Below are 22937 nucleotides of genomic sequence, written 5' to 3' on the forward strand. Positions count from 1 at the left end.
GATGAACAATTCTCTATTATGTCCAAACTGACCAAAGCGGTCATTTTTAAATATAAGTCATTTTCCACAAATCTCAGGACGGATTTGTGCATTTAATAAGCAAAAATCAAAAGTTCTGATGTGTTTCATCAAATAAAAAAATAATAAAAATCAAAGGTTAAATTTTATTAAATATTGATAAAATTCATTGTAATAAATCGATACGCATTAATTGTGAACGCATCGTTCAAGGAAAATTACGCATTTTTACAGCTCTTTGCTGAATTGTGACTTGACCGAAATGCCGTGCACATTGCAAGATAGGGCACCTAAAAAAATTTAAGTGAAGAGTTATTATAACTTTTCTCAACATTTACATTTGCTAAAACAGCCGAGGATTACATGAAGGCTCTTGTTGCTGTAAAACGTGTGGTTGATGCCAACGTTAAGGTTCGCGTTAAGCCGGACAACAGTGGTGTTGACTTAACAAACGTTAAAATGTCAATTAACCCATTCTGTGAAATCGCGGTGGAAGAAGCGGTTCGTTTAAAAGAAAAAGGAACTGTTTCAGAAATCGTTGTTGTTTCTATTGGTCCTAAAGAAGCGCAAGAACAAATCCGTTCTGCAATGGCGCTTGGTGCTGACCGCGGTATTCTGGTTGAAGCTGATGACAGCCAGCTAGGTGCGCTAGAAGTTGCTAAAATTCTAAAAGGTGTTGTTGAAGCTGAACAACCACAATTGATCCTTCTTGGTAAACAAGCAATTGATGACGACTCTAACCAGGTTGGTCAGATGCTTGGTGCACTTCTAGGTGCAGGTCAAGGTACATTCGCTTCAGAAGTTAAAGTTGAAGGCGACAAAGTACAAGTGACTCGTGAAATCGACGGTGGTCTACAAACTGTTGAATTATCACTTCCAGCGATCGTAACTACTGACTTACGTTTGAACGAGCCACGTTATGCAGCTCTTCCAAACATCATGAAAGCGCGTAAAAAACCGCTTGATACTAAGTCACCTGCAGATTTCGGTGTAACTACTACAACTAAACTGAAAACAGTAAAAGTTGAATCTCCTGCAGAGCGTAAAGCTGGCGTACAAGTGAAGTCTGTAGACGAGCTTGTAGAAAAATTGAAAAACGAAGCGAAAGTGATCTAATACAGAAGGATAAAAATCATGAGTATTTTAGTAATCGCTGAGCACGACAACAAAGCACTTAACGCTGCTACTTTAAACGTTGTTGCTGCGGCGCAAAAAATCGGTGGTGATATCACTGTATTGGTTGCTGGTTCTGGTGCTCAAGCAGTTGCTGATCAGGCAGCTAAAGTTGCGGGTGTAAGCAAAGTTTTACTTGCTGATGACGCTGCTTATGCAAACCAACTGGCTGAAAACGTAGCAAAACTGGTTGCAGAATTAGGTAAAGGCTATAGCCATATCCTTGCTGCTTCTACTACAACTGGCAAAAACATTCTGCCACGCGCTGCTGCACTTCTTGATGTCAGCATGATCACAGACATCATCGCTGTTGATTCTGCAAATACATTCAAGCGTCCGATCTATGCAGGTAACGCGATTGCAACTGTTGAGTCTTCTGAATCAGTAATCGTTGCAACTGTTCGTGGTACTGCATTTGATGCGGTTGCTGCTGAAGGTGGTTCTGCTGCGGTTGAAGCTGCTGCTTCTACTGGTGATGCTGGTATTTCTAAGTTCATTAATGAAGAAATCGTTAAATCTGAACGTCCTGAATTGACAGCTGCTCGTATCGTCGTTTCTGGTGGTCGTGGTGTAGGTTCTGGTGAGAACTACCACAAAATCCTTGATCCACTAGCTGACAAACTTGGCGCTGCTCAAGGTGCTTCACGTGCTGCAGTTGATGCTGGTTTCGTTCCTAACGATATGCAGGTTGGTCAAACTGGTAAGATCGTTGCACCTGACCTGTACATCGCTGTAGGTATCTCTGGTGCGATCCAGCACTTGGCAGGTATGAAAGAATCTAAAGTGATCGTTGCGATCAACAAAGATGAAGAAGCTCCAATTAATGCAGTAGCAGACTACTGGTTAGTAGGTGACCTGAACACTGTAATTCCTGAATTGGTTTCTAAAATCTAATTTCTGAATCAGGTTCGAAAAACGCCTCTTGTCTTTGGCTAAGAGGCGTTTTTTATTGTCTATATTTTCTAAAATATATTTATTTTCATAGGCATATGAGACAAATTAAAATGATAAAAAATTAAATAAGATAATAAATGTCAATCTTACAGCAACCTGAAAAAATATGATTTTTAATGATCCTTTATTTCAGCGTATTTTTATTCTGATTATTGGTTTGATCATCTTTCTCCTAAGTTTGGGAAGCTTGGTCTATTGCATCCAGTCAAGTCTATCTTTTGGTTTAGTCGCTTTCTTTTTAATATGTGGCTGTTTTGCTTATGTCGGGATGCTATTTATGTTGGCAGCATTCGCTGATACTGAAATACTCAATCGCAGGGCAGGTTAGCTATTTGAGGGACCTTCAGCTGATCCCATTGGGCTGGTGATATATATCTTATTTATAATTACTATTGGATTTGTCATTGGCGTCATTGCGCTGATTTTAACGTTTTTGATTAGATTGGTGCTGCCGTATCAGAAGTATTAAAGCAGTTGGGGTTAAAAATTTACCTATGAAAACCTGAGTTTTTTTAGGATCATACATAGATATGCACTAGGACTGATTCATCAACAAAGATTAGGAAACATCCATTCGCTGAGTCGATGATGACGGGTCGAGTTATTGAATAAGTATTTTTAATACTGCTCAGAAAAATACAAAATCAGTTTTCTGGCTGGAAAATACTTTGCAGTCAGATCATGACTATTTCATTTGGGTGAAAAGTGATAAAATTCGACTTTGCTTTTCCTCCTGCTTTGAATCATGTTCTTTTCCAAAACTAGCCGTCTCCTGTCAATGAGCTTTCTGCTTATTGCTCTTTATCTGAGTATCTGTATTCATACTGCCTGGAATGCACCACTTGAAGTGACGCGGTACTTATTTAGTGAATCAGGCGCTTTTGAGGTGCTTAGTCCGTGGTTATGGTATTTGCTTGCACTTTTGTGTCTGCTCAATATTGAAATCAAGTTAAATACCCGAATTTTTATGGCAGTAGCTGCAATTCTGCTGGGAATGCGGGAAATGGATTTTCATAAGCGTGTGTTTGAAGTCAGTTTTATTAAAACCAATTTTTATCGCAGTGCTGAAATTCCCATGATGGATAAAGTGCTTGGATTTATCTTGTTGTCAGGCATCGCTTTTGTTTTCATTATACTGTTGAAAAAGTTAATCACTACTATGCGTACGGCTAAAAACACCTGGAACACAGCATACTTTTTTGTCTTTTTGACGATTGCCTGTGGTGGGATTAGTAAAGTACTAGACCGTACGACATCAACACTTAGTGAAGAGTTTAGTATAAAACTGCTGCCCCAAACACAAGTCATGATTATGACTATTGAAGAAGGGGTAGAGATGCTGCTGCCGATCTTGCTGATTGTGGCAGTATTGAATTACAAAAAAGTATCTAATTAAGATCACTTTTAGCCAATTCTAAGCCCAAAAAAGATGCTTAAATTTTTGCAGCATCTTTTTTTTACGCCTGTTGATTTTATAATTTTTTCGTCGTTAAAAATAACAGGAAAATGATCACTAAAATGAAGATAATTAACAAGGTTAAGCTCAATATTTCGACACAAAAATACAAGTGTTTATGCTATAATTTAGGGCTGTATTTTAGTTTTTAACTCTGTCGTTTGAGTTAATTATTTTGCAAGTTTTACGACATATAAATGCAAGCCAAATCTGGCTTGTAGAATAAGGAGTATGCATGAGCGTATCGGAAATTAGACCGATTGCCATTGAGGATGAACTCAAGCACTCGTATTTAGACTATGCAATGAGCGTGATTGTTTCACGTGCCTTGCCGGATGTACGAGATGGTCTAAAACCTGTTCATCGTCGTGTGCTTTTCGCAATGCACGAATTGGGCAATGACTACAACAAAGCTTACAAAAAGTCTGCCCGTGTTGTAGGTGATGTCATCGGTAAATATCATCCACATGGTGATTCTGCTGTTTATGAAACCATTGTCCGTATGGCTCAGGACTTTAGTCTGCGCTACCAACTGGTTGATGGTCAAGGGAACTTTGGTTCGATCGATGGCGATAGCGCTGCGGCAATGCGTTATACCGAAGTTCGTATGCGTAAGCTGACTCATGAATTACTGGCTGATCTGGAAAAAGATACAGTTGACTGGGAAGATAACTACGACGGTTCTGAGCGTATTCCGCAAGTCATGCCAACTCGTATTCCGAACCTGTTGGTGAATGGTGCGGCTGGTATTGCAGTCGGTATGGCGACCAATATGGCGCCACACAACATGACTGAAGTGGTGAATGCGTGTCTGGCTTATGCAGATAATCCAAATATCAGCATCGAAGGTCTGATGGAATATATTTCCGGTCCAGATTTCCCAACGGGCGGTATTATTTACGGTAAATCAGGTATCGTGGATGCCTATCGTACCGGTAAAGGCCGTTTGCATATTCGTGGTAAATATCACTTTGAAGAAGATGCCAAATCTGGCCGTACTACGATTGTCTTCACAGAAATTCCTTATCAGGTCAACAAAGCGAAAACGATTGAACGTATCGCCGAGCTGGTCAAAGAGAAAAAACTTGAAGGCATTTCTGAACTTCGTGATGAATCGGACAAGGAAGGGATGCGTATTGCGATTGACCTGAAGCGTGGTGAAAATGCTGAAGTCATCGTCAATAACCTGTTCCAGAATACACAGTTAGAAAATTCTTTCAGCATTAACATGGTTTGCTTGGACAATGGCCAGCCGAAATTGATGAATCTGAAAGACATCATCGCTGCGTTTATTCGTCACCGTCAAGAAGTCGTGACACGTCGTACTATGTACGAACTGCGCAAAGCACGTGAACGTGGTCATATTTTAGAAGGTTTAACCGTTGCTCTGGCAAATATTGATGCTATCATCGAAACCATTAAAACTTCTGCCAACCCGGCTGAAGCGCGTGAGCGTTTACAGGCAGGTGAGTGGGCAGCAGGCGGTGTGGCAGCGTTGTTAGAAAAAGCGGGTGCTGTTTCTGTACGTCCTGATGAAATTGAAGGTGAAGATCCAAACCGTCCATTTGGTATTGATGGCGATGTGTATCGTTTATCTCCGACTCAAGTCAACGCGATTATGGAATTGCGTTTACACCGTTTGACCGGTCTTGAGCAGGATAAACTTCAAGCTGAATATTCTGAAATCTTAGGTCAAATTGCTGAATACACAGCCATCTTAAATGACTTCAACTTATTGATGAACGTGATTAAAGAAGAGCTAGCGCTAATTCTTCAGCAATATGGCGATGCGCGTAAAACAGATATCGTTGAGTCTCGTATCGACTTCTCTCGTGAAGACCTGATTCCTGAAGAACAAATGGTTCTTACGGTTTCAAAAACTGGTTATGCGAAAACTCAACCATTATCTGACTATGCTGCGCAACGTCGTGGCGGTCGTGGTAAGTCTGCAACCAGCATGAAAGAAGACGATTACATCCAGCACATGGTTGTAACATCGAACCATGCTACGGTACTTTGCTTCACCAATGTCGGTAAGGTTTATCGCCTGAAAGTTTATGAGGTGCCACAAGCTTCGCGTGGTGCCAAAGGTCGCCCAATGGTGAACTTGTTGCCGCTGGATGACAACGAAACCATTACTGCTATCTTGCCAGTGATTGATGCACCGAAGAAATTCAAAGAACGTCTGGCTGACTTCAAGGCATTTGTGAAGACCAATGCTGCCCAGCTGCAAACCAATGAAGTGATCAATAGTCACTTTGCGGCACTAGAAGCTGCTCTTGCTGAATCTGAAGATGGTGCAGATGATATTTCTGATGCACTGCGTGTTCAATTGAAAGAGCTTGGTTTAGCACTTTCAACCACTGATCTTGATGCTGACATCATCAATGACTTTGCACAGCAAGCCGAAGCTGTTCGTAAGAACTTCTATGTGTTTATGGCGACTGAGTACGGTACGATTAAACGTGTAGAACTGGAACAGTTCTCAAATGTTCGTTCAAACGGTTTACGTGCGATTGAACTGAATGGCGATGACACCTTAATTGGTGTTGCGATTACTGACGGTGAACAGCAAATTATGTTGTTCTCGAACGAAGGTAAAGCAATTCGTTTCGCAGAGACTGACGTACGTTCAATGGGTCGTTCAGCCAAAGGTGTACGCGGTATGCGCGTGACCATCGGTGCTTCTCAGGTTGAAGATGCAGAAGATGCAGATATTGAATCTGATGATGAAGATGCAACTGAAGCTAACTTCATTAGTCGTATCGTATCTCTGGTTGTTGTGCCTGAAACCGGTGAAGTGCTGTGTGCTTCTGCAAATGGTTATGGTAAACGTACCCCGGTAGATGACTTCCCAACCAAGAAACGTGGCGGTAAGGGTGTGATTGCAATCAAGACCTCAGAACGTAACGGTGAGCTGGTCGGTGCAGTTGCGATTGACGCATCTAAAGAACTGATGCTGATTTCTGATGGCGGTACACTGGTTCGTACCCGTGCTTCTGAAGTGGCACAGACTGGTCGTAATGCACAAGGTGTTCGTCTGATCCGTCTGGCTGAAGACGAAAAACTGGTGGGTGTAGAAGCGATTGAAGCAGTTGAAGATGAGTTGGAAATATTGGAAGATATTGAAAATACTGAATCTGCAGCTGATGATGTAACTGATACACAAGAAGCTGAAAAAGATGATGACAATACAGTAGAGGAATAAGTTCTGCTACTGATGAAAAAGGGCGCTTCGGCGTCCTTTTTTACACATCGGCTAAATGAGAGATAGATAATGAAAACCAGATTGATGCTTTTGACCGCAGCTATTGCACTTAGTGGCTGTAATAATGCAATGGATAGTATGCCTGATCCAAGCCCTGAACAGGAAAAGGCTGCGCAAGTAGCTTATGAAGATCTGCGTGATGGAAAATATGACGAGTTTTTAGCTCAGCTTGAACCGAAGTTACAGGCAGAGTTTCAAAATAATGAAAAAATCATGAAGCGTTTTTCACGTTCAATTCCGCAAGGTGAATATAAGTCCAAGACTATCATGAGAAAGAACTTCGAGGAAAATAACGGTAAACCGAGTGAATACAAGGTCAGCTATGAAATTGTCTATCCAAAAAATCTGGTTCAGTATGATGTGAGTTTTGACCAGCCGAATGGCAGTACTAAAATCCGCAACTTTAATATTCAGGTATTTGGTGAATAATTTTCAATGCGAATAGCCTGAGTAAATCCAGATTTAAGAACGTGGGCGTAGCCGATAATAGCCTAAGACCATACAGATGATGCCGATCACCAATAGATAAGCAAGCTTTCCTAGAATCATATAAGTGGGCACACCCATCTGATTGAGTTGAATAAACATCTGCACGATTTGGGTCGAAGGTAAGGCTTGCCCAATAAGTTGGACCCAGACTGGCATGGCAGCATGCGGCCAGGCGACTCCTGAAAGCATAAAGAGCGGAATCGAAGTAAAAACAATGATATGGCCGGCGCGTTCTGGCATGTCCAGAAAACTGGCGAACAGCACTGTGATACCGATCATGCAGAATACAAAGACAGGTACAGCAAGCAGCATGCCCCAGAAATTTCCACCACGGGGATAATCAAAATACCAGAAAGTAAAACCAAACAGGTAATAACAGCCCAGACAGCCAATGGTCAGAATCGCCAAACTGATGCCACTTAAGGTGGTCAGATTAATCACCTGTCTACTTTCTCGATACAACGCAATTAACATACTCAGGCCTAGAAAAATAGTCTGATGAATAATCAATGGCGCAACAGCCGGAAACACATAGCTGCCATAGCCAGAAAGCGTATTAAATAATGGAATCTGGTGAATGGATAGGGCAGGAGAGAAGTGTGAAATCTCGCTAAAGCGTTCAGCATATTCACTTAAGGTATTTTCTACTGAAGAGACCAAGCCTAAACCAATCTGTTTGGTAATTAAAAAGTTAGCAGCACTTAAGTACAGTCCAATCCCGCCATTTTCACCATGCAGGATAGATTGAGAAAGATTATCTGGTAATAATAAAATCCCGTCAGCTTTTTGAGTTTCCACCCAGTATTTGGCTTCAGCAAAATTTCCAGTCACCGCCTTGATTTGTACATTGGGGCTTTGGCTGACATGACTGATAATGGTATTGGTTAAAGCACTTTGCTCTTCGTCGACAATAATAATCGGCAAGGCTTCTGCCTGTTCTGCCTTATATGCGGTCGGATAAAAAAAACTGTAAAACAGAACCGATAAAATCAGCGTGGTAAAAATACTGGTATTGCTAATAATGTCTTTAAAAGTTTGGCAATAAGCTTTCCAGAGTGATTTCATGGTGACACTCCTTTGGCTGTTTTTTTGAGAAAGACATAGGCCAGCACAGCATAAAGCACGACATAAATGACGAGCACGAACATCGGTTGCAGTGAAAGAGAGAGCGGACTGCCAATCACCCATTGCTCCGTCTGTAATTTGGCATAGGGTGTATAGGGAATAATATTGGCCCAGAACTGGGTGAATAGTGGAGCATTATTAAGGGGTAAAGTTACCCCAGCAAAACTGAGTGATGAACCACCATAAACTGCTAGTAGACCAAAAGATTTGGTCAGGTCTTGAGTGGCCAGAACCACCGCACTACTGATAAAGGCATAGGCACTATAGAACAGTATTTGCGCCAGAAGAATTGGCCATAATGACCCGGCAATAAACCAGCCGCGAATTTCGACCAGCCAAAACATCCAAGCCCAGGTCCAGCAACAAAATATTGCTACATAAACCAGATTTTTAGACAGCAGTGCCGACCACAAGTTTTGTTGGGCAATCCAATGACTAACAGTATGTCGTTTAATTTCCTGACCCACAGCAAAAGCCACACAGCAACATAACAGCAAGTGCAAAATTGCCGGCACCATGTAAGGTTCCAGATAAAATTCATAATTCAGCTGCGGATTATACAGTGGGGAAATTTTAATATTCGGTGTAGGTGCTTCCAGATAGGGGAGCGTGTTACCTAGATACTGCTTGCCAGTAAATTCAGCCAGAGCCTGCAAGGTGCTAAGTAGCATAGCCGAAGAAATGGTATTCCCGATACTAAAATAACTCTGATTAAAAGCAATACTAATTTCAGCATCCTGAGCTTTGACCAGTCGTTGCTCGGCTCCGGCAGGAATATGAATATAGCCCCAGATTTTATTTTCGTTTAATAGCTTTTCGATTTCGACCGTTTGATCAGAAATGGTATGCACTTGTAGGGTATGATTCAAAGATAAATGATCATAAATCTTGCTGCTCAGGCTACTTTGATCCTGATCAATAATGGCGACTGGTAGATGATCCGGTTTGCCTTTGGCAAACATGCTGCCAAGTAAAATCAGAATACAGGCTGGGGCGAGCAGAACCAGAGTCAGATCACATTTCTCTCTGCATAAATAGCGTATTTCACGCTGAATACCCGCCCAGAATCCAGAAGCCATTTATTTTGGCTCTTTCAATTTAAACAGCACGCTCATGCCGACTTTTAACTCAGGCATTTCAGTGACTGGCACAAGATGAACTTTAAAACTGCGGACATCATAACCACCGGTTTGGCGCGTGGTTTTAATGGTGGCAAATTCACCTTCAGCACTAATATTTTTTACTTTAAAAGTAGCTGATTGATTCAGTGCCGGAATAAACCCTTCAAGCTGTTGCTGTTTACCTAAAGCGGCATATTGGTCTTCACGAATATTCAGGCTAATCCAGCGTTCTGCCGAGATCAGGCTGACCACTGGCACTGCGGTTGCCACCAGCTCAGTGGCATTTCCATAGGTTTTGGAGACGGTACCATCAATCGGTGCCAATAATTCAGTTTCTGCTTCTAGTGCATTGGCTTCGGCGACTGCTGCACGGGCTATATCGACCTGAGCATCTGCAGAACTTTTCTGTTCTGGTGTACTGCCGCGTTTAGCCCGGGCATATTGCTGATAAGCAGCTTCGGTCATTTGGGATGCAGATTGTGAAGCTGCAAACAGTTCATCTCGGCGCTGGCGGGAAATGACACCCTCCTTAAACAGGTTAGCTCCACGTTGATAGGAAGTTTTAGCGAGTTGCTCCTGTGCTTTTAGTGACTGCCAGTTGGCATACAGAGAAGCGATATTTTCTTCCTGAGAACCACGTTCTGCGGTGGACTGAAGTGCTAATGCAGACTGTAAAGTAGCTAAGGCCTGCTGCTTTTTCGCCTCAATTTCAGGACTATGCAATTTTACCAGCGCCTGGCCTTTCTTGACGTTATCGCCTTCCTGTACATAAATCTTTTCAATCCGGCTTGGAACTTTGGTGGCCACTTGAACGGTTTCTGCCTCAACCCGGCCTTGTAGCTCGATTTCTTTGGGTTGATAGGTTTTCCATAGGCCAAACCCAATCAAAGCAAGAATCACTGGAATTAAAGCTAAAAGCAGATATTTTTTGCGCGATTTTTTTTCTGTGCTTTCAGGATTATCTGGCTCTGATTCACTGTAATTGATTTCTGAAGCCGGTTCATCAACAGGATGTTCTGGCTTTTGCTCATCTGTCATGTCTGGCTCCATTAACGAATATAGTGGGTATTGGCATGTTGCATGTAATTTGGAAATTCAACAATTGAGCCATGGCTCTGTAATAAGGTCGCAAGAGACATCACATATTTAAAAGCATTTAATGCCATTTCTGCTTTTAAACTGCTGAGCATGTTTTGGGCATCGATGACCTGAGTGGCTGTCCCGACATCTTCCTTAAAGGATAACTCCTGAATACGCAGATTTTCCTGAGCTGCTTTCAGATTCTGCTGAAGTAGAGCATCACTTTGCTGGGCGCTGACTGCTTCACTAAATGATTTATAAATCAGGTTTTCAATCTCCTGTTGGGTACGCGCCGTCATGAGTTCAGCGGCATAGCGTTTCAGCTCAGCAGCCTGAATATTTTTATTTTTATCAATGCCTGAGAACAGGTTATAGCGTGCAGCTACACCCACAATCCAGTTTTGATGTTGATCCAGGCTATATTCACCAAACGCAAAAACATTTGGCTTTTTAGCGGCCTGCTGGGCTTTGACATTGGCTTTGGCCAGCTCGGTATCCATCTGCATTTTTTTGATCAGAGGAGAGTTCTGACTAAAACTGCTGAGCAGAATATTCACATTTTGGGGTTCAGCACGATTCACAAATAAAGGTGTGCTTAGCTCGGTGATATTGCTATCCAGCAACAGATTATTTAGCTGAAATAGGGCAGCATTCAGATTGGCTTGGGCATTTTGTTGTGCGCGTTCAGCATTATTGCGTGCCACTTCGAACTGCATGCGTTGACCTTTACTGATAAAACCCTGCTGTTCCAGCTTCAGAGCATTACGATAATGTTGTTGCATGGCATTTGAATTAAAGAGTGCTGCATCCAGTAACTGTTTTTGTAGTTGAACATTAAAGTAAGACTGAATCAGTTCAAAACGCTGCGTGTCCTGTTGCTGCTGATTGCTAAGTTCGCTACGTCCTGACTGAATATTGGCAATTTCTTTGGCGCTACGGGTGAGGCCTCCGGTATATAGTGGCATCATCACGGAAACAGTGGGACGAATCACCTGATCTTCAAGGACTACATTAGACGTATCCGGAATCAGACCAACTCCGCTATGAATAGTATTGTTAAGTCCTTCACGCAGTGGATCAGTAATACCTGCAGGTAGATCCACACCATTACTGGCTTCCCACTCATTAAGCCGGCCATTCACGCCTTGAGAGAGTGAATTTTCCAGATTATTTTTAAACTGCTTTAATGGAATATCGACTTCACTATGAAAGGCATAGGCACGAACATTCAGGTCAACACGAGGTAGGCCAATACCTTTGACAGCTTCTGCTTCAAGTTTTGACGCTTGCTCCAGACTTTGAAAAGCCTGGCTACTATAGGAACGTTGCAACAATTGTTGTTCTGCATCCTTAAAGCTGATGCTTTGTGCATAAGCAAAACTGCCATACATCATAGATGCAAGCACAGTCAGACCCCAGCAGACACATTGTTTATTTTTCTTCATATTCATAAAGTGGTAATGTAAAAGTCACATTAATTCAGTCTAAGCTGCATTATAAATCAAGTGTTTGCAGTGCAGGAATGGGTTAAGTTGTAGTATTGTTGTAATTTGAAACAATTCACTTCTCAAGTTTCAAGCTGATAGTTCTATGTCACTCTAAAACTTGAGCCGAGTTTAAATTCATTTTTCAATTATTTTATATTAGCGGCCGATTCAACATCTTCTAAGCATTGGATGAGATTGAATATTTTTAGCTGTACAATTTCTCATAAATGAAATCACCGAGTTAGAACAAAAAAATCAAAGATATTCAAATTATCCCTCGAATCTAGATTGGTTTTTTGACTCTATCTTCATTCTTGGATAGAAATAATTTTGTGCAAGCGGCGTCCAGATATGGTTAAATGCCATCATTTTATTGTGTTTCACTCTGAAAGGAAAAATCATGCGCGCGTACAACTTCTGTGCTGGTCCTGCTGCATTACCTACTGCCGTACTTGAAAAGGCTCAAGCTGAAATGCTTGACTGGCAGGGCAAAGGTCTTTCGATCATGGAAATGAGCCACCGTAGTGCAGACTATGTTGCAGTTGCGGAAAAGGCAGAAGCAGACCTTCGCAAACTCATGAATATTCCTGAGAACTATAAAGTACTGTTCTTGCAGGGTGGTGCATCTTTGCAATTCTCGGCAATTCCATTGAACTTGCTGGGTAAAAACAACAAAGCTGACTATATCCGTACCGGTATCTGGTCTGAAAAAGCATTGAAAGAAGCTAAACGCTATGGCGATATCAATGTGGTTGAAGCAGGCATTAAAACTGAAGATGGTAAATTAGCGATTGCTGATCAAAGCACATGGAATCTTTCTGATGATGCCGCTTATGTGCATTATGCAGATAACGAAACTATTGGCGGTCTGCAATTTGCCCATGTGCCAGAAACTGATAAGCCACTCGTATGTGATTTCTCTTCAAGCATTCTGTCTGCACCGATTGATGTTTCTAAATTCGGTCTGATCTATGCCGGTGCGCAAAAGAATATTGGCCCTGCAGGTTTAACACTGGTTATTATCCGTGAAGATCTGCTTGATCAGGCAAAACCTGAAATTCCAAGCATCCTGAAATATGCAGATCAAGCGAAAAACGGTTCGATGGTCAACACACCATCAACTTATGCATGGTATCTATCTGGTCTGGTATTTGAATGGTTACTGGAACAGGGCGGTGTAGACGCGATTCATAAAGTGAACCTGCAAAAAGCTGAATTGCTTTATGGCTATATCGATTCTAGCGACTTCTATGCAAATCCGATTGCCAAAGAAAACCGTTCAATCATGAACGTTCCATTTACCTTAGCAAATCCTGAACTTGAAAAACAGTTCCTGCAAGAAGCAAAAGAAAACCATTTGCTTAACCTTGCCGGCCACCGTTCAGTAGGCGGTATGCGTGCCAGCATTTACAATGCCGTACCGTTAGAAGGTGTACAGGCATTGGTAAACTTCATGGATGACTTTGCTAAACGCAATGCTTAATTCCTGAGAATTAAAAAACCCGGCAATTGGCCGGGTTTTTTTATCATTTAATTCGGGTTAAAAAACAAAGTTATGTAAGATATAGCCGCAAATGAGCATACCCAATACGAAAAATAGGCATGACATCATATCAAGCTGATAACGCGAGCCAAGATGATGCTCAACCTGCTGTAAATTTTCTTCTTGAACGATTTTCATAGATATTTATTATCCGATCTATTTATCGTAAATGATTATTTGTTGATCGTATTTTTACCATAAAAAATTGATTAAATAAAGTACATTCTTAACTAAACTTCATAAAGTATTAATTTTATTTAAATAACTGGCCTCAATATATTCATAAAAATAGAACTATTATATTAAGTCATTATTTTTATAATGTTTTTAATATGATTATTCAGTTTAAGATAACATTGAAAATGAATTTATTTGAATTTAAATCTGTGGATAAATCTATTTTTAATAAATTCAAAATCCATTAATTCTGATTTCAATTGTGGATAAAAAATAATCAGAATTGAGAGAATATCGCACTAAAATAAATAAAAAACAGGAGACTCATATAAAAATATGAGCCTCCGATCTGGATATTCAGCTTAAGCTGCTTTTCGATAGATATTGGCCTGAATCCACAGATTGCCCCGAATATATTGACCAATCTGGAAATCTTTATGCTTGTCATTGCGGGTGGCTACACGGATTAAGGTAGCCGGCTGGCCTTCATCATGAATCAGGGTAACATCATAGAGCATGTAGTCCTGATCCATAAATTGCATTGAAGTTTTACCGACAATATTGCCCTGGAACCAGGCTTCATCTTCCTGACCCATGGTCTCACCATAGAGATAAGCGACCATTTTGGAGAAATCAACCGTTACCGGTTCTTTGTCTTCTTCAGATTTCGGCTCCCAAGCATCGATCTGTTCCTGTAAATTATCCGGTGCAACACCATTATTTTCCGCAAGAATTGCATTCAGGGCACGGTGATGTTTGATAGAGGCAGGATCATCCACGACTAAATGTTCATGATCAGTCACCACTTCCAGTTCATAAGCCCAGGCATTTAAGTTGACGATATAAGACTGGTCTTTTTCATAATGCGACCGGTTGACGCTGTACAGCGTATCAAAGGCATAGATGATATTGTTGGCACCCAGATTGAGACGCAACACAGCTTGGGTGTCGGATTTACAAGAAATAATCCGGTCAATCGTGGCTTTCACCTGGTAGGGACTGTCAAAACCCGGAAATGCGGTTTTCACAGCCTGTGGCTTGTTATTTTCTACGGCAATCACTTGGCTTAACTGTACCGCAGCTTTGCTCGGTCCCTGAATCAGCCAGGTGGTTTCATCCATATCGCATTCTTGTGTACACAAGCCCATCGGCATTACAGGTGCATCAAGGGCTTTGCCTAACCATTGAGGAACATCTGTGCCTGGGTTTTCAGTAAGCAAGGTCCAATGTTCGACATGACTACCGAAATTCTGATCATCAATAGTGATGATCTCTGGGCTATTCTGTTTTTTCATATGCACAATTGATCTTGGATGACTTATTTATAGTTAATCGAGGGTCATTGCGATTTTTCAAGTCACTCGAATGAATTTAAAAATTAAAATGCAAATCATGTGAAGTCAAATATTTTTCTAGTTGTGAGTGGCTGACTCATTTAATACGGTTGAGTTGAGTATTTAAATACCAGGATATTCAGAGAAAGAGCGTTTTTAAGCATCAACCTGCATTCTCTGATTTGCTACACTAGTCCAAATTTCTCCCTTATGGAAAGCTGTGTGTTGCCATTCAAACTTTGGGTCGATGCAGATGCATTACCTCGTATTCTGAAAGATGTGATTATCCGTGCCTCCGATCGTTATCAGCTTGAAGTCACTTTTGTGGCTAATCAGCCGGTAGGGATTACACCGTCGATTCGTATCAATTCTATTCAGGTCATGAGCGGGGCAGATGCGGCGGATCAGGAAATTGTTGACCGTATGAAAGAGCATGACATTGTGGTGACGCAGGATATACCCTTGGCTGCTCAAGTCATCGAGAAGGGTGGTATCGCGATTCACCCGCGTGGTGAAATCTATACAGTGGCTAACGTCAAAGCACGTCTGCATTTACGTGATTTTATGGATACCTTGCGTGGTGCCGGTGTGCAAACTGGTGGCCCACCGCCGATTTCTGAACGTGATAAGCGTGAGTTTTCCAGCTCTCTAGATCAAACCATTCAAAAACAGAAACGTAAAACTGCGATTAAATAAAAAACGAGATTAAGTATGCCCCCAAAAAGTAACCTGATGTTGACCTATGCCTTGCTGGTTTTCATCTGGTCCACCACACCACTGGCGATTGTCTGGAGTGTGGAAGATTTGCATCCAATGTGGGCATTGGCGATCCGCTTCTTTTTGGCTTTGCCTCTGGCCTTAGGATTATTGTGGTTATTTAAAACCAGATTACCGCTTGATCGTGTTTCCCTGCATAGTTACTTGGCAGGTGCTTGCAGTTTTATCGGCTCGCAAATTTTTACTTACTGGTCTACGGATTATTTAAGTTCCGGTATCATTGCCTTAATGTTCGGCTTGGCACCCCTCATTTCAGGTCTGATTGGGCGTTTTGTCTTTCAGATGCAGCTTTCCCTGAATCAATGGCTGGGGATGGGAATCGCTTTAACTGGACTTTCGGTGATCTGTCTAGGTGATGCAGATCAGCATATACAGCCAATTGGAATCGTGATCGCTCTGGTTGGTGTATTAGTTTATTGCGTATCTATGTTCTGGGTGAAGAAAATTAATGCACCAATTGATCCTATGGCACAGGCGGCCGGTTCGATTGGCTTGTCAGTCGTTTTTTCTCTGGGTATGTTGCCATTTATCTGGCAATACGCACCCACTGCTATGCCACATGCCAAGTCCTTATTTGGTCTGGTATATGCGGTAATTATGGCTTCGCTGATTGCGATGTTCTGTTATTTCAAGCTGGTACAGAAAATTAAACCGACGACTTTGTCTTTAACCACAGTCCTGACACCAATGCTGGCCTTGCTGGTAGGTGTATTATTGAATAATGAAAAATTGCCACTCATTGCTTTGGTGGGTGTAGTAATTTTATTGTTCGGCTTAGTGGTTTATTTCGCTAAAGAAATTAAGGCGAGCTATAAAGCCCGCCTTTAATAAAAAGATAAATGCCAGTCTTAAGCAAAGCTGGCTTTCACACATTCGCCCAGTTTGACGCGATCCTGAGGATGCAGGGTAATGAAATAAGCACCCGTACGATATTTCCCGTTTTCTTCTGCACGACTGTAGGCCACCTGAGCGGTTGCCGCGATGTGGAAGAAGTTTTCCGGGTGACTTAAAGTCACATGTAGATAGGTGCCTTCGCTAATCGGCTGATCACTAAAGAAGCTAAAACCGGTCTCTGAAAAGTTCACATGTTCCGGTACAGGTAACATGCTTTGTACAATTGCGTCATACAAAGAACCGGTAATAAGGTTTAATTTTTGGTTGAATAAGGATAAGATTCGAGCAATTTGTTGATCTTTTTCAGATAATTGTTCTAATTCGTAGTTAACAGCATGATCAAATTGATCTAGCTCTGCAAGTAGTAGAAAATAGCGGGGCAATACGAAATTAGCATCGTAAGGATCATTCAAGGCAACATCATCGGAAATAATCTGATAATTGATTCGTAAAGCAGCATCGATTCGAGACATGACTCGTCTTTCAGTGAATCCGTTTGGATGCTGTACATTTTCCATAATTTATTACCTCGGACTAGATGGTTATGTTCAAACCAATCTCGCTGTATATAGGGTTGAAATATACTCGCGCACGGCGTAGTAACCACTTCATTTCTTTTATCGCATTGGTCTCAATGATCGGTCTCACGCTCGGTGTAGCAGTCCTCATTACAGTTTTGTCTGTCATGAATGGTTTTGACCGAGAGTTGAAAAATCGCGTCTTGGGGATGGTTCCTCAAGCCACTGTTTCTTCGACGCAAATTCTAACAAATTGGCCTGAACTTGCAAAGCAGATTGAGCGGCATGAACACGTTCAAGGTGTGGCTCCTTTTACCCAGTTACAGGGGATGCTCACGGCTCAAGGGCAAGTTGCCGGAATTATGGTCAGCGGAATTGAACCAAAGTATGAGAAGAAAGTTTCGATCATCCAGAACCATATGGTCGAGGGTAGTATTGATAACCTGAAAAAAGGTGAATTTGGGATTGTTTTAGGCAAACAGATGGCAGATGCCATGGGCGTAGGCTTGAACGATAATATTACCTTGGTTCTACCTGAAGCGACGCCTTCACCAGCGGGTGTTGTGCCACGTTTTAAACGCTTTAAAGTGGTTGGGATCTTCAGCATTGGTGCAGAAGTTGATTCGATGATGGGTTATATTGCCTTGAACGATGCTTCAACCTTGTTACGTCTGCCAGATGGTGCACAAGGCGTACGTATGAAGCTGGATGACATTTTCGCAGCGCCTCAGGTTTCTCAGGAAATTGTGCGTGATTTACCGGGTAACTTCTATGCCTCTGACTGGACTTATACCCACGGTAATCTGTTCAGCGCAATTCAGATGGAAAAAGCAATGGTCAGCTTATTATTATTCCTGATTGTCCTGGTCGCAGCATTTAATATCGTGTCTTCACTGGTAATGGTGGTCACAGATAAAAAATCCGACATCGCAATTTTACGTACTTTGGGTGCTTCACCTGCCACGATTACCCGAATCTTTATGGTTCAAGGTACTGTGATCGGCGTAATCGGAACTTGTGCGGGTGCCATTCTCGGGATTATTGCCGCCACCAGTATTAGTAGTTTTATTGGCTGGTTAAACAATTCACTTGGTCTGAATATGTTTGATGCTTACTTCATCAACTATTTACCTTCTTATCTGCGCTGGCAGGATGTGGTCGTGATTGTAGGTCTGTCACTTGCTTTAAGTTTCCTGGCCACTATTTATCCAGCATTCCGTGCTGCTAAAATTCAACCGGCGGAGGCATTGCGTTATGAGTAATCTGGTTCTGGATGCCCAAAATATCGAGAAATCTTTTACAGATGGAAAATCTACGGTTGATGTGATCAAAGGGATTTCATTGCAGGTAAAGGCCGGGGAATTTGTTTCTATTGTCGGTTCAAGTGGTTCCGGTAAAAGTACCTTGTTGCATATTCTGGGAGGATTGGATCGTCCTTCTGCCGGACAAGTGATGGTCAATGGCCGCCGTTTTGACAATTTATCTGAAGCAGAACGCGGCTATGTCCGTAATGAAAATTTGGGCTTTGTATATCAATTCCACCATTTATTGCCAGAGTTTACTGCACTAGAAAATGTCGCGATGCCTTTAATGCTTCGTAAAAACGTCAAGTTTAAAGAGGCTAAACAGCAGGCAGAATACTTACTGGAGCGTGTTGGATTAACCCATCGTTTAACCCATCAACCGGGCGAACTTTCAGGGGGCGAGCGTCAGCGTGTAGCACTGGCTCGTGCCGTGGTGACCAAGCCGAAGTTAATGATGGCAGATGAGCCAACAGGTAACTTGGACCGTAAAACAGCCGATAAAATCTTTGAGTTACTAACTGAATTACGTAGCGAATTCAATATGGCTATGTTAATTGTGACCCATGATGAGCAATTAGCGCATTCGGCAGACCGAATTCTACATATGCGTGATGGCTTGTGGATGAATGACTAATTGCAGGAATAATCCTCTTTAATTGAAGCTCACCTCGGTGGGCTTTATTATTGCCTGCACATAATAATAAAAAAGAAAATCTTCATGTTGCAATGGCTGTGTTTGGGCTGGATTTTAGGCCTAGCCTGTATGGGAAAATCTTTTCTGAATATTGAGTTGAATTCAATCTCAGTGATATTTCTTGCTGTGCTCTGTTATTTCTGTAGTTCTAAGCTCAATGCGATTCTAAAAAATTCCTTATATAAAGGATTGCTGGTAGGCACCTGCATTCTAATCGGGATATTTCTGGGACATGGTTATGCCAATCAACAGCTCAGCCAACGGCTATTAAATGTCGAACATGAAGTACAGCAGAAAGACATTATTGTTTATGTCAAACACTTAAATAAACTGAGTGATCAATCTATCCAGCAGCCTTTGGAAGTATTAAATCTCGATGGACGTACCGTGACCTGGATGAGTTTTCTATCTGTAAATCCTCCCAGTACTTCACAACTATCAGCGAATCATGAAAATTTAAATACGCTTGAACTGGGGCATTATTACCGGCTGCAAGGGCAGGTACGTCCTAATCACAGTTATACAACGCCCGGTGCTTTTGATGCGGAAAAATGGGCACTGCAACAGAATGTGATGGCAGGTTTCCGGATCAAACAGATAGAGCAACTTGATTCAGCTACTGTTTCTACACTGGGGTATAGTCAGTTTATTCGAGAGCAAAGAGCTTTAACTCAGCAATTTCTACTTTGGGTAGAGAAGAAGCGGCTGCAATTAAGAGAGTTCATAGCAAGGCAACCTGTACAAAATAAAGGTTTGCTTCTGGCTTTGCTCACCGGAGATGAAAGCCTTTTAAATCCTGCAACTGAACAGCAATTTCGACGTATGGGTATGAGTCACTTACTGGCGATTTCCGGACCACATGTGCTGATCTTTGCCCTGATGGTCTGTACTATGCTTCGGCTACTTGTCGCACGAAGTATGCCTCAGCTTTATCTAAGATGGCCACGCCAGTATTTTTTAGCTTTGCCTTTTCTGTTTTGTGTGGTGCTGTACTGTGCCTTTGTGGGTTTTGAAATCCCGGCAATCCGCACTCTGCTGATCTGTATGATTGGTGTCTTCCTCATGCTGCTTCGACAAAATCTGCAGGCTTTAAAACTTCTGATTCTGAGTGCCGCCTTACTGTTATTCATTGATCCCTTTAGTATCTTGTCCGCGGCTTTCTGGCTGTCCTATGGGGCCTGTTTTGTATTGCTCAGAATTTATCAGACCATTCAACAGCAACCATCCGAGCAAAATCAGACAGCAATACAAAAACTGTATTTTGCAGCTAAAGTGCTAGTGGAATCACAGTGGAAAATCTTTCTCGCTTTATTTCCCTTAATGATGCTGTTTTTTAAGCAAATTGCCTGGATCACGCCATTCAGCAATCTGGTCGCAATTCCCTGGATCGGTCTTTTGATTGTACCGATCGATATTCTAGCAGCAATTCTCTTTTTTATCGCTGAACCGGTCTCAAGCATGCTATTTCAGCTGAATGATCTGTTGCTGAATATCCTATTGGGATTCTTAAATCTGCTGAATCACTGGTTTAAACCGCAGTTAATACCAGTTGCGATGAATCTCTGGATGATTGGCCTATGCATCCTGTCTTTGCTGATTTTATTCTTACCACGTGGAGTATTACCAAAATCCTGGATAGCTGTCGCGGCGGTACCAATTTGTATTCCTCAATTCTATCATCCACCATTTCAGCTTTCAGTGCTGGACGTCGGTCAAGGACAGGCGATATTCCTTCGTCATGGAATCCATAACATGATGATCGATATGGGCGGTTATTATGATGAGGAAAAATTTAGTATTGGGAAGCAGGTGATCATACCATTTCTGTCGGTACAAGGTGTTTCTCAACTGGATCAACTGATTTTAACGCATCTGGATCAGGACCATAGTGGTGCTTATCACAGCATTAAAGACCAGCTCAAGATTAAGAATATCTATGCCAATGAAGTGACCGAAACTGCAGCCTCTTCAAACTTTCAATTATGTTATCAGGGACAGCGGTGGCAATGGCAGAATGATGTGCAGATTAAGGTCATTGCACCCAAACTAGAACAATTAAATACTGCTAATTTCAATAAAAATGACCTGTCTTGTGTAGTGTATTTGCAGCTCAAAGATGTCTGGCCTTATCAGAATTTTCTGCTGATGGGAGATGCAGGTTGGCAGACTGAATATCAGTTACTCAAAGACTACCCCGATTTAAAAGTGGATGTCTTGGTCTTAGGCCATCATGGCAGTCAGCACAGTTCAGCTTATCAATTCTTGCAGCACTATCGTCCTAAACTGGCGATTGCGTCTGCTGGAAAATTTAATCGTTACGGGCATCCAAGTCAGTTGACTCAACAGCGTCTCAAAGAATTGGATATTCCTCTATTGACTACAGCAGAGCATGGCAGCCTGCATTTTCATCAGCAAGGAACTCAAATCATTCTAGAAACTGAAAGAAGTCGCTGGAAATGGTTACAAAAACAAAATCTAACTGACTGATTCTAGAGATGGTTCAACAGCAGCCAGATTAGAAGTTCTTAACTGGTTCACTTTGGACAAAGCTTGGTTATGATCAAGCTTATAAATATTTCCCAGATCTTCGTGAGCTCTAAAGCGTTTATAGCTCCAGTGATAATGTTCAGGATGACGCTGAATCAGGTTTTCAATCGTGTTGATGATGATGCCTGTACCTTGATTAGCATCTCCCTGATAAATTTTTTCATCTATGGCCTCGATATGAATATCAAAGCCAGCATTCTCATTACGCATGGCATAAAGGAACAGCGCACGGGCTTTGGTTTTCTGGATCAGCTTGGCACTCAGGTTGCTGGTGGCCAAAGGAACGCCAAAGTAAGGAATATATTCACCGCCAACGTTGGGTGTATGATCCGGCAGAATGACAGTGGTGCCACCTTGCTTCAAGGCTTTGAAAATCTGTCGTACACCAGACTCATCTGTCGGCACCAGATTGGCCTGTTCGCGGCTGCGTGCTGCACGAACAAATTGATCCGCTGCCTGATTTTTTACAGGCTTATACATGATGGTCATTGAAGTGAATTGCGCAACATAGGCATTCATGATTTCCCAAGTGCCAAAGTGCGGCACAATCAGTACCAGACCTTTATTTTGTGCCAAGGCATCATGCAGTAAATCTTCGCCTATAACTTTATGCACTCTCTCAATATTTTTCTGATTACTCGAACCCCAAATACTAAAAAATTCAAAATAAGACATCAGTTCATTGCGAATCGCGGCACGGGTAATCCGTTCTCTTTCCTGTGTCGACAGTTCAGACAAACTGATCTCAAGGTTCAGGCGAATTACATCAGAAGTTTTAGAAACTTTAAAAATATTAACGATTAAGGCAAGAATACGCGCAATCCATCGGGAAACTGAAAGCGGTTGGCGGCTAATATATTTGAGTAAACCGTAAGCTGAATTCTTTGAGCTGCGTTCAGTCATTGAGTTGTAATATTGATAAAATAAAAAAGAATAGCACTTATTATAGGCGAAAACGGTTTCTTTAGACAGAATTAC

General features: G+C 41.9%; 18 protein-coding genes. 11 read left to right on the top strand and 7 right to left on the bottom strand.

Annotated elements, in window-relative coordinates; genetic code table 11:
* Positions 1–381: 381 nt before the first annotated feature.
* The 5 genes from FTU46_RS04325 (at position 382) to FTU46_RS04345 (ending at position 7298) form a co-directional block, all read left to right on the top strand.
* The gene (locus FTU46_RS04325) at positions 382–1134 is read left to right on the top strand and encodes an electron transfer flavoprotein subunit beta/FixA family protein (protein ID WP_159124425.1); all 753 of its coding nucleotides are present in this window, start codon (positions 382–384) and stop codon (positions 1132–1134) included.
* A gap of 18 nt (positions 1135–1152) precedes the next feature.
* Positions 1153–2085, top strand: a complete 933-nt coding sequence (locus FTU46_RS04330) for an electron transfer flavoprotein subunit alpha/FixB family protein (protein WP_125278450.1) — start codon at positions 1153–1155, stop codon at positions 2083–2085.
* Between the two features lie 838 nt (positions 2086–2923).
* Positions 2924–3541: a hypothetical protein gene (locus FTU46_RS04335; protein ID WP_257224596.1), complete on the top strand. Its 618-nt coding sequence runs from the start codon at positions 2924–2926 to the stop codon at positions 3539–3541.
* A gap of 295 nt (positions 3542–3836) precedes the next feature.
* Positions 3837–6809 (top strand): DNA gyrase subunit A, encoded by a 2973-nt coding sequence (gene gyrA, locus FTU46_RS04340; protein ID WP_180104419.1) that lies wholly within the window; start codon positions 3837–3839, stop codon positions 6807–6809.
* 69 nt (positions 6810–6878) lie between these two features.
* Positions 6879–7298, top strand: coding sequence for a DUF3887 domain-containing protein (locus FTU46_RS04345; protein ID WP_125278447.1), 420 nt, complete (start codon positions 6879–6881; stop codon positions 7296–7298).
* Positions 7299–7331: 33 nt separating this feature from the next.
* Here FTU46_RS04345 and FTU46_RS04350 read toward each other — a convergent pair whose 3' ends face one another.
* The 4 genes from FTU46_RS04350 to FTU46_RS04365 are packed head-to-tail and all read right to left on the bottom strand — an operon-like array spanning position 7332 to position 12135.
* Entirely contained in the window at positions 7332–8423 is a 1092-nt protein-coding gene (locus FTU46_RS04350) for an ABC transporter permease (protein WP_180104420.1), read from the bottom strand.
* Positions 8420–9562 (bottom strand): ABC transporter permease, encoded by a 1143-nt coding sequence (locus FTU46_RS04355; RefSeq protein WP_125278445.1) that lies wholly within the window; start codon positions 9560–9562, stop codon positions 8420–8422. The genes FTU46_RS04350 and FTU46_RS04355 overlap by 4 nt, the downstream gene beginning before the upstream one ends.
* Positions 9563–10642 (bottom strand): HlyD family secretion protein, encoded by a 1080-nt coding sequence (locus FTU46_RS04360; protein ID WP_166137716.1) that lies wholly within the window; start codon positions 10640–10642, stop codon positions 9563–9565.
* 11 nt (positions 10643–10653) lie between these two features.
* Positions 10654–12135, bottom strand: a complete 1482-nt coding sequence (locus FTU46_RS04365; protein ID WP_166137713.1) for a TolC family protein — start codon at positions 12133–12135, stop codon at positions 10654–10656.
* Between the two features lie 436 nt (positions 12136–12571).
* Between FTU46_RS04365 and serC the strand changes: the two genes are divergently transcribed.
* Positions 12572–13654 carry a 3-phosphoserine/phosphohydroxythreonine transaminase gene (gene serC / locus FTU46_RS04370; RefSeq protein ID WP_166137710.1) on the top strand — a complete coding sequence of 361 codons (1083 nt, stop codon included), beginning with the start codon at positions 12572–12574 and terminating at the stop codon, positions 13652–13654.
* Positions 13655–14253: 599 nt separating this feature from the next.
* On the opposite strand, the gene FTU46_RS04375 is transcribed toward serC, so the two are convergent.
* Entirely contained in the window at positions 14254–15186 is a 933-nt protein-coding gene (locus tag FTU46_RS04375; protein WP_159124053.1) for a hypothetical protein, read from the bottom strand.
* 249 nt (positions 15187–15435) lie between these two features.
* On the opposite strand from FTU46_RS04375, the gene FTU46_RS04380 reads away from it, so the two are divergent.
* A complete protein-coding gene (locus tag FTU46_RS04380; RefSeq protein ID WP_159124052.1) occupies positions 15436–15921 on the top strand; it encodes a YaiI/YqxD family protein in 486 nt (161 codons plus the stop codon).
* A 15-nt stretch (positions 15922–15936) separates the two neighbouring features.
* Positions 15937–16830 (top strand): DMT family transporter, encoded by an 894-nt coding sequence (locus FTU46_RS04385; RefSeq protein WP_180104421.1) that lies wholly within the window; start codon positions 15937–15939, stop codon positions 16828–16830.
* A 20-nt stretch (positions 16831–16850) separates the two neighbouring features.
* On the opposite strand, the gene FTU46_RS04390 is transcribed toward FTU46_RS04385, so the two are convergent.
* The gene (locus FTU46_RS04390) at positions 16851–17414 is read right to left on the bottom strand and encodes a PilZ domain-containing protein (RefSeq protein WP_180004111.1); all 564 of its coding nucleotides are present in this window, start codon (positions 17412–17414) and stop codon (positions 16851–16853) included.
* 26 nt (positions 17415–17440) lie between these two features.
* Here FTU46_RS04390 and FTU46_RS04395 point away from each other — a divergent pair, with 26 nt between their 5' ends.
* From FTU46_RS04395 to FTU46_RS04405, 3 genes are all read left to right on the top strand, one after another.
* Positions 17441–18676 (top strand): lipoprotein-releasing ABC transporter permease subunit, encoded by a 1236-nt coding sequence (locus tag FTU46_RS04395; RefSeq protein WP_034170943.1) that lies wholly within the window; start codon positions 17441–17443, stop codon positions 18674–18676.
* Entirely contained in the window at positions 18669–19352 is a 684-nt protein-coding gene (lolD, locus tag FTU46_RS04400) for a lipoprotein-releasing ABC transporter ATP-binding protein LolD (protein ID WP_159124049.1), read from the top strand. Before FTU46_RS04395 ends, lolD begins: the two co-directional genes overlap by 8 nt.
* Before the next feature lie 84 nt (positions 19353–19436).
* Complete coding sequence (locus tag FTU46_RS04405) at positions 19437–21899, top strand: DNA internalization-related competence protein ComEC/Rec2 (protein ID WP_180104422.1); 2463 nt, start codon at positions 19437–19439, stop codon at positions 21897–21899.
* On the opposite strand, the gene FTU46_RS04410 is transcribed toward FTU46_RS04405, so the two are convergent.
* Positions 21888–22862 (bottom strand): lysophospholipid acyltransferase family protein, encoded by a 975-nt coding sequence (locus FTU46_RS04410; RefSeq protein ID WP_180104423.1) that lies wholly within the window; start codon positions 22860–22862, stop codon positions 21888–21890. The two genes, FTU46_RS04405 and FTU46_RS04410, sit on opposite strands and share 12 nt — an antisense overlap.
* Positions 22863–22937: the final 75 nt, after the last annotated feature.

Source organism: Acinetobacter sp. YH12108 (assembly GCF_013419055.1).
Lineage (GTDB): Bacteria > Pseudomonadota > Gammaproteobacteria > Pseudomonadales > Moraxellaceae > Acinetobacter.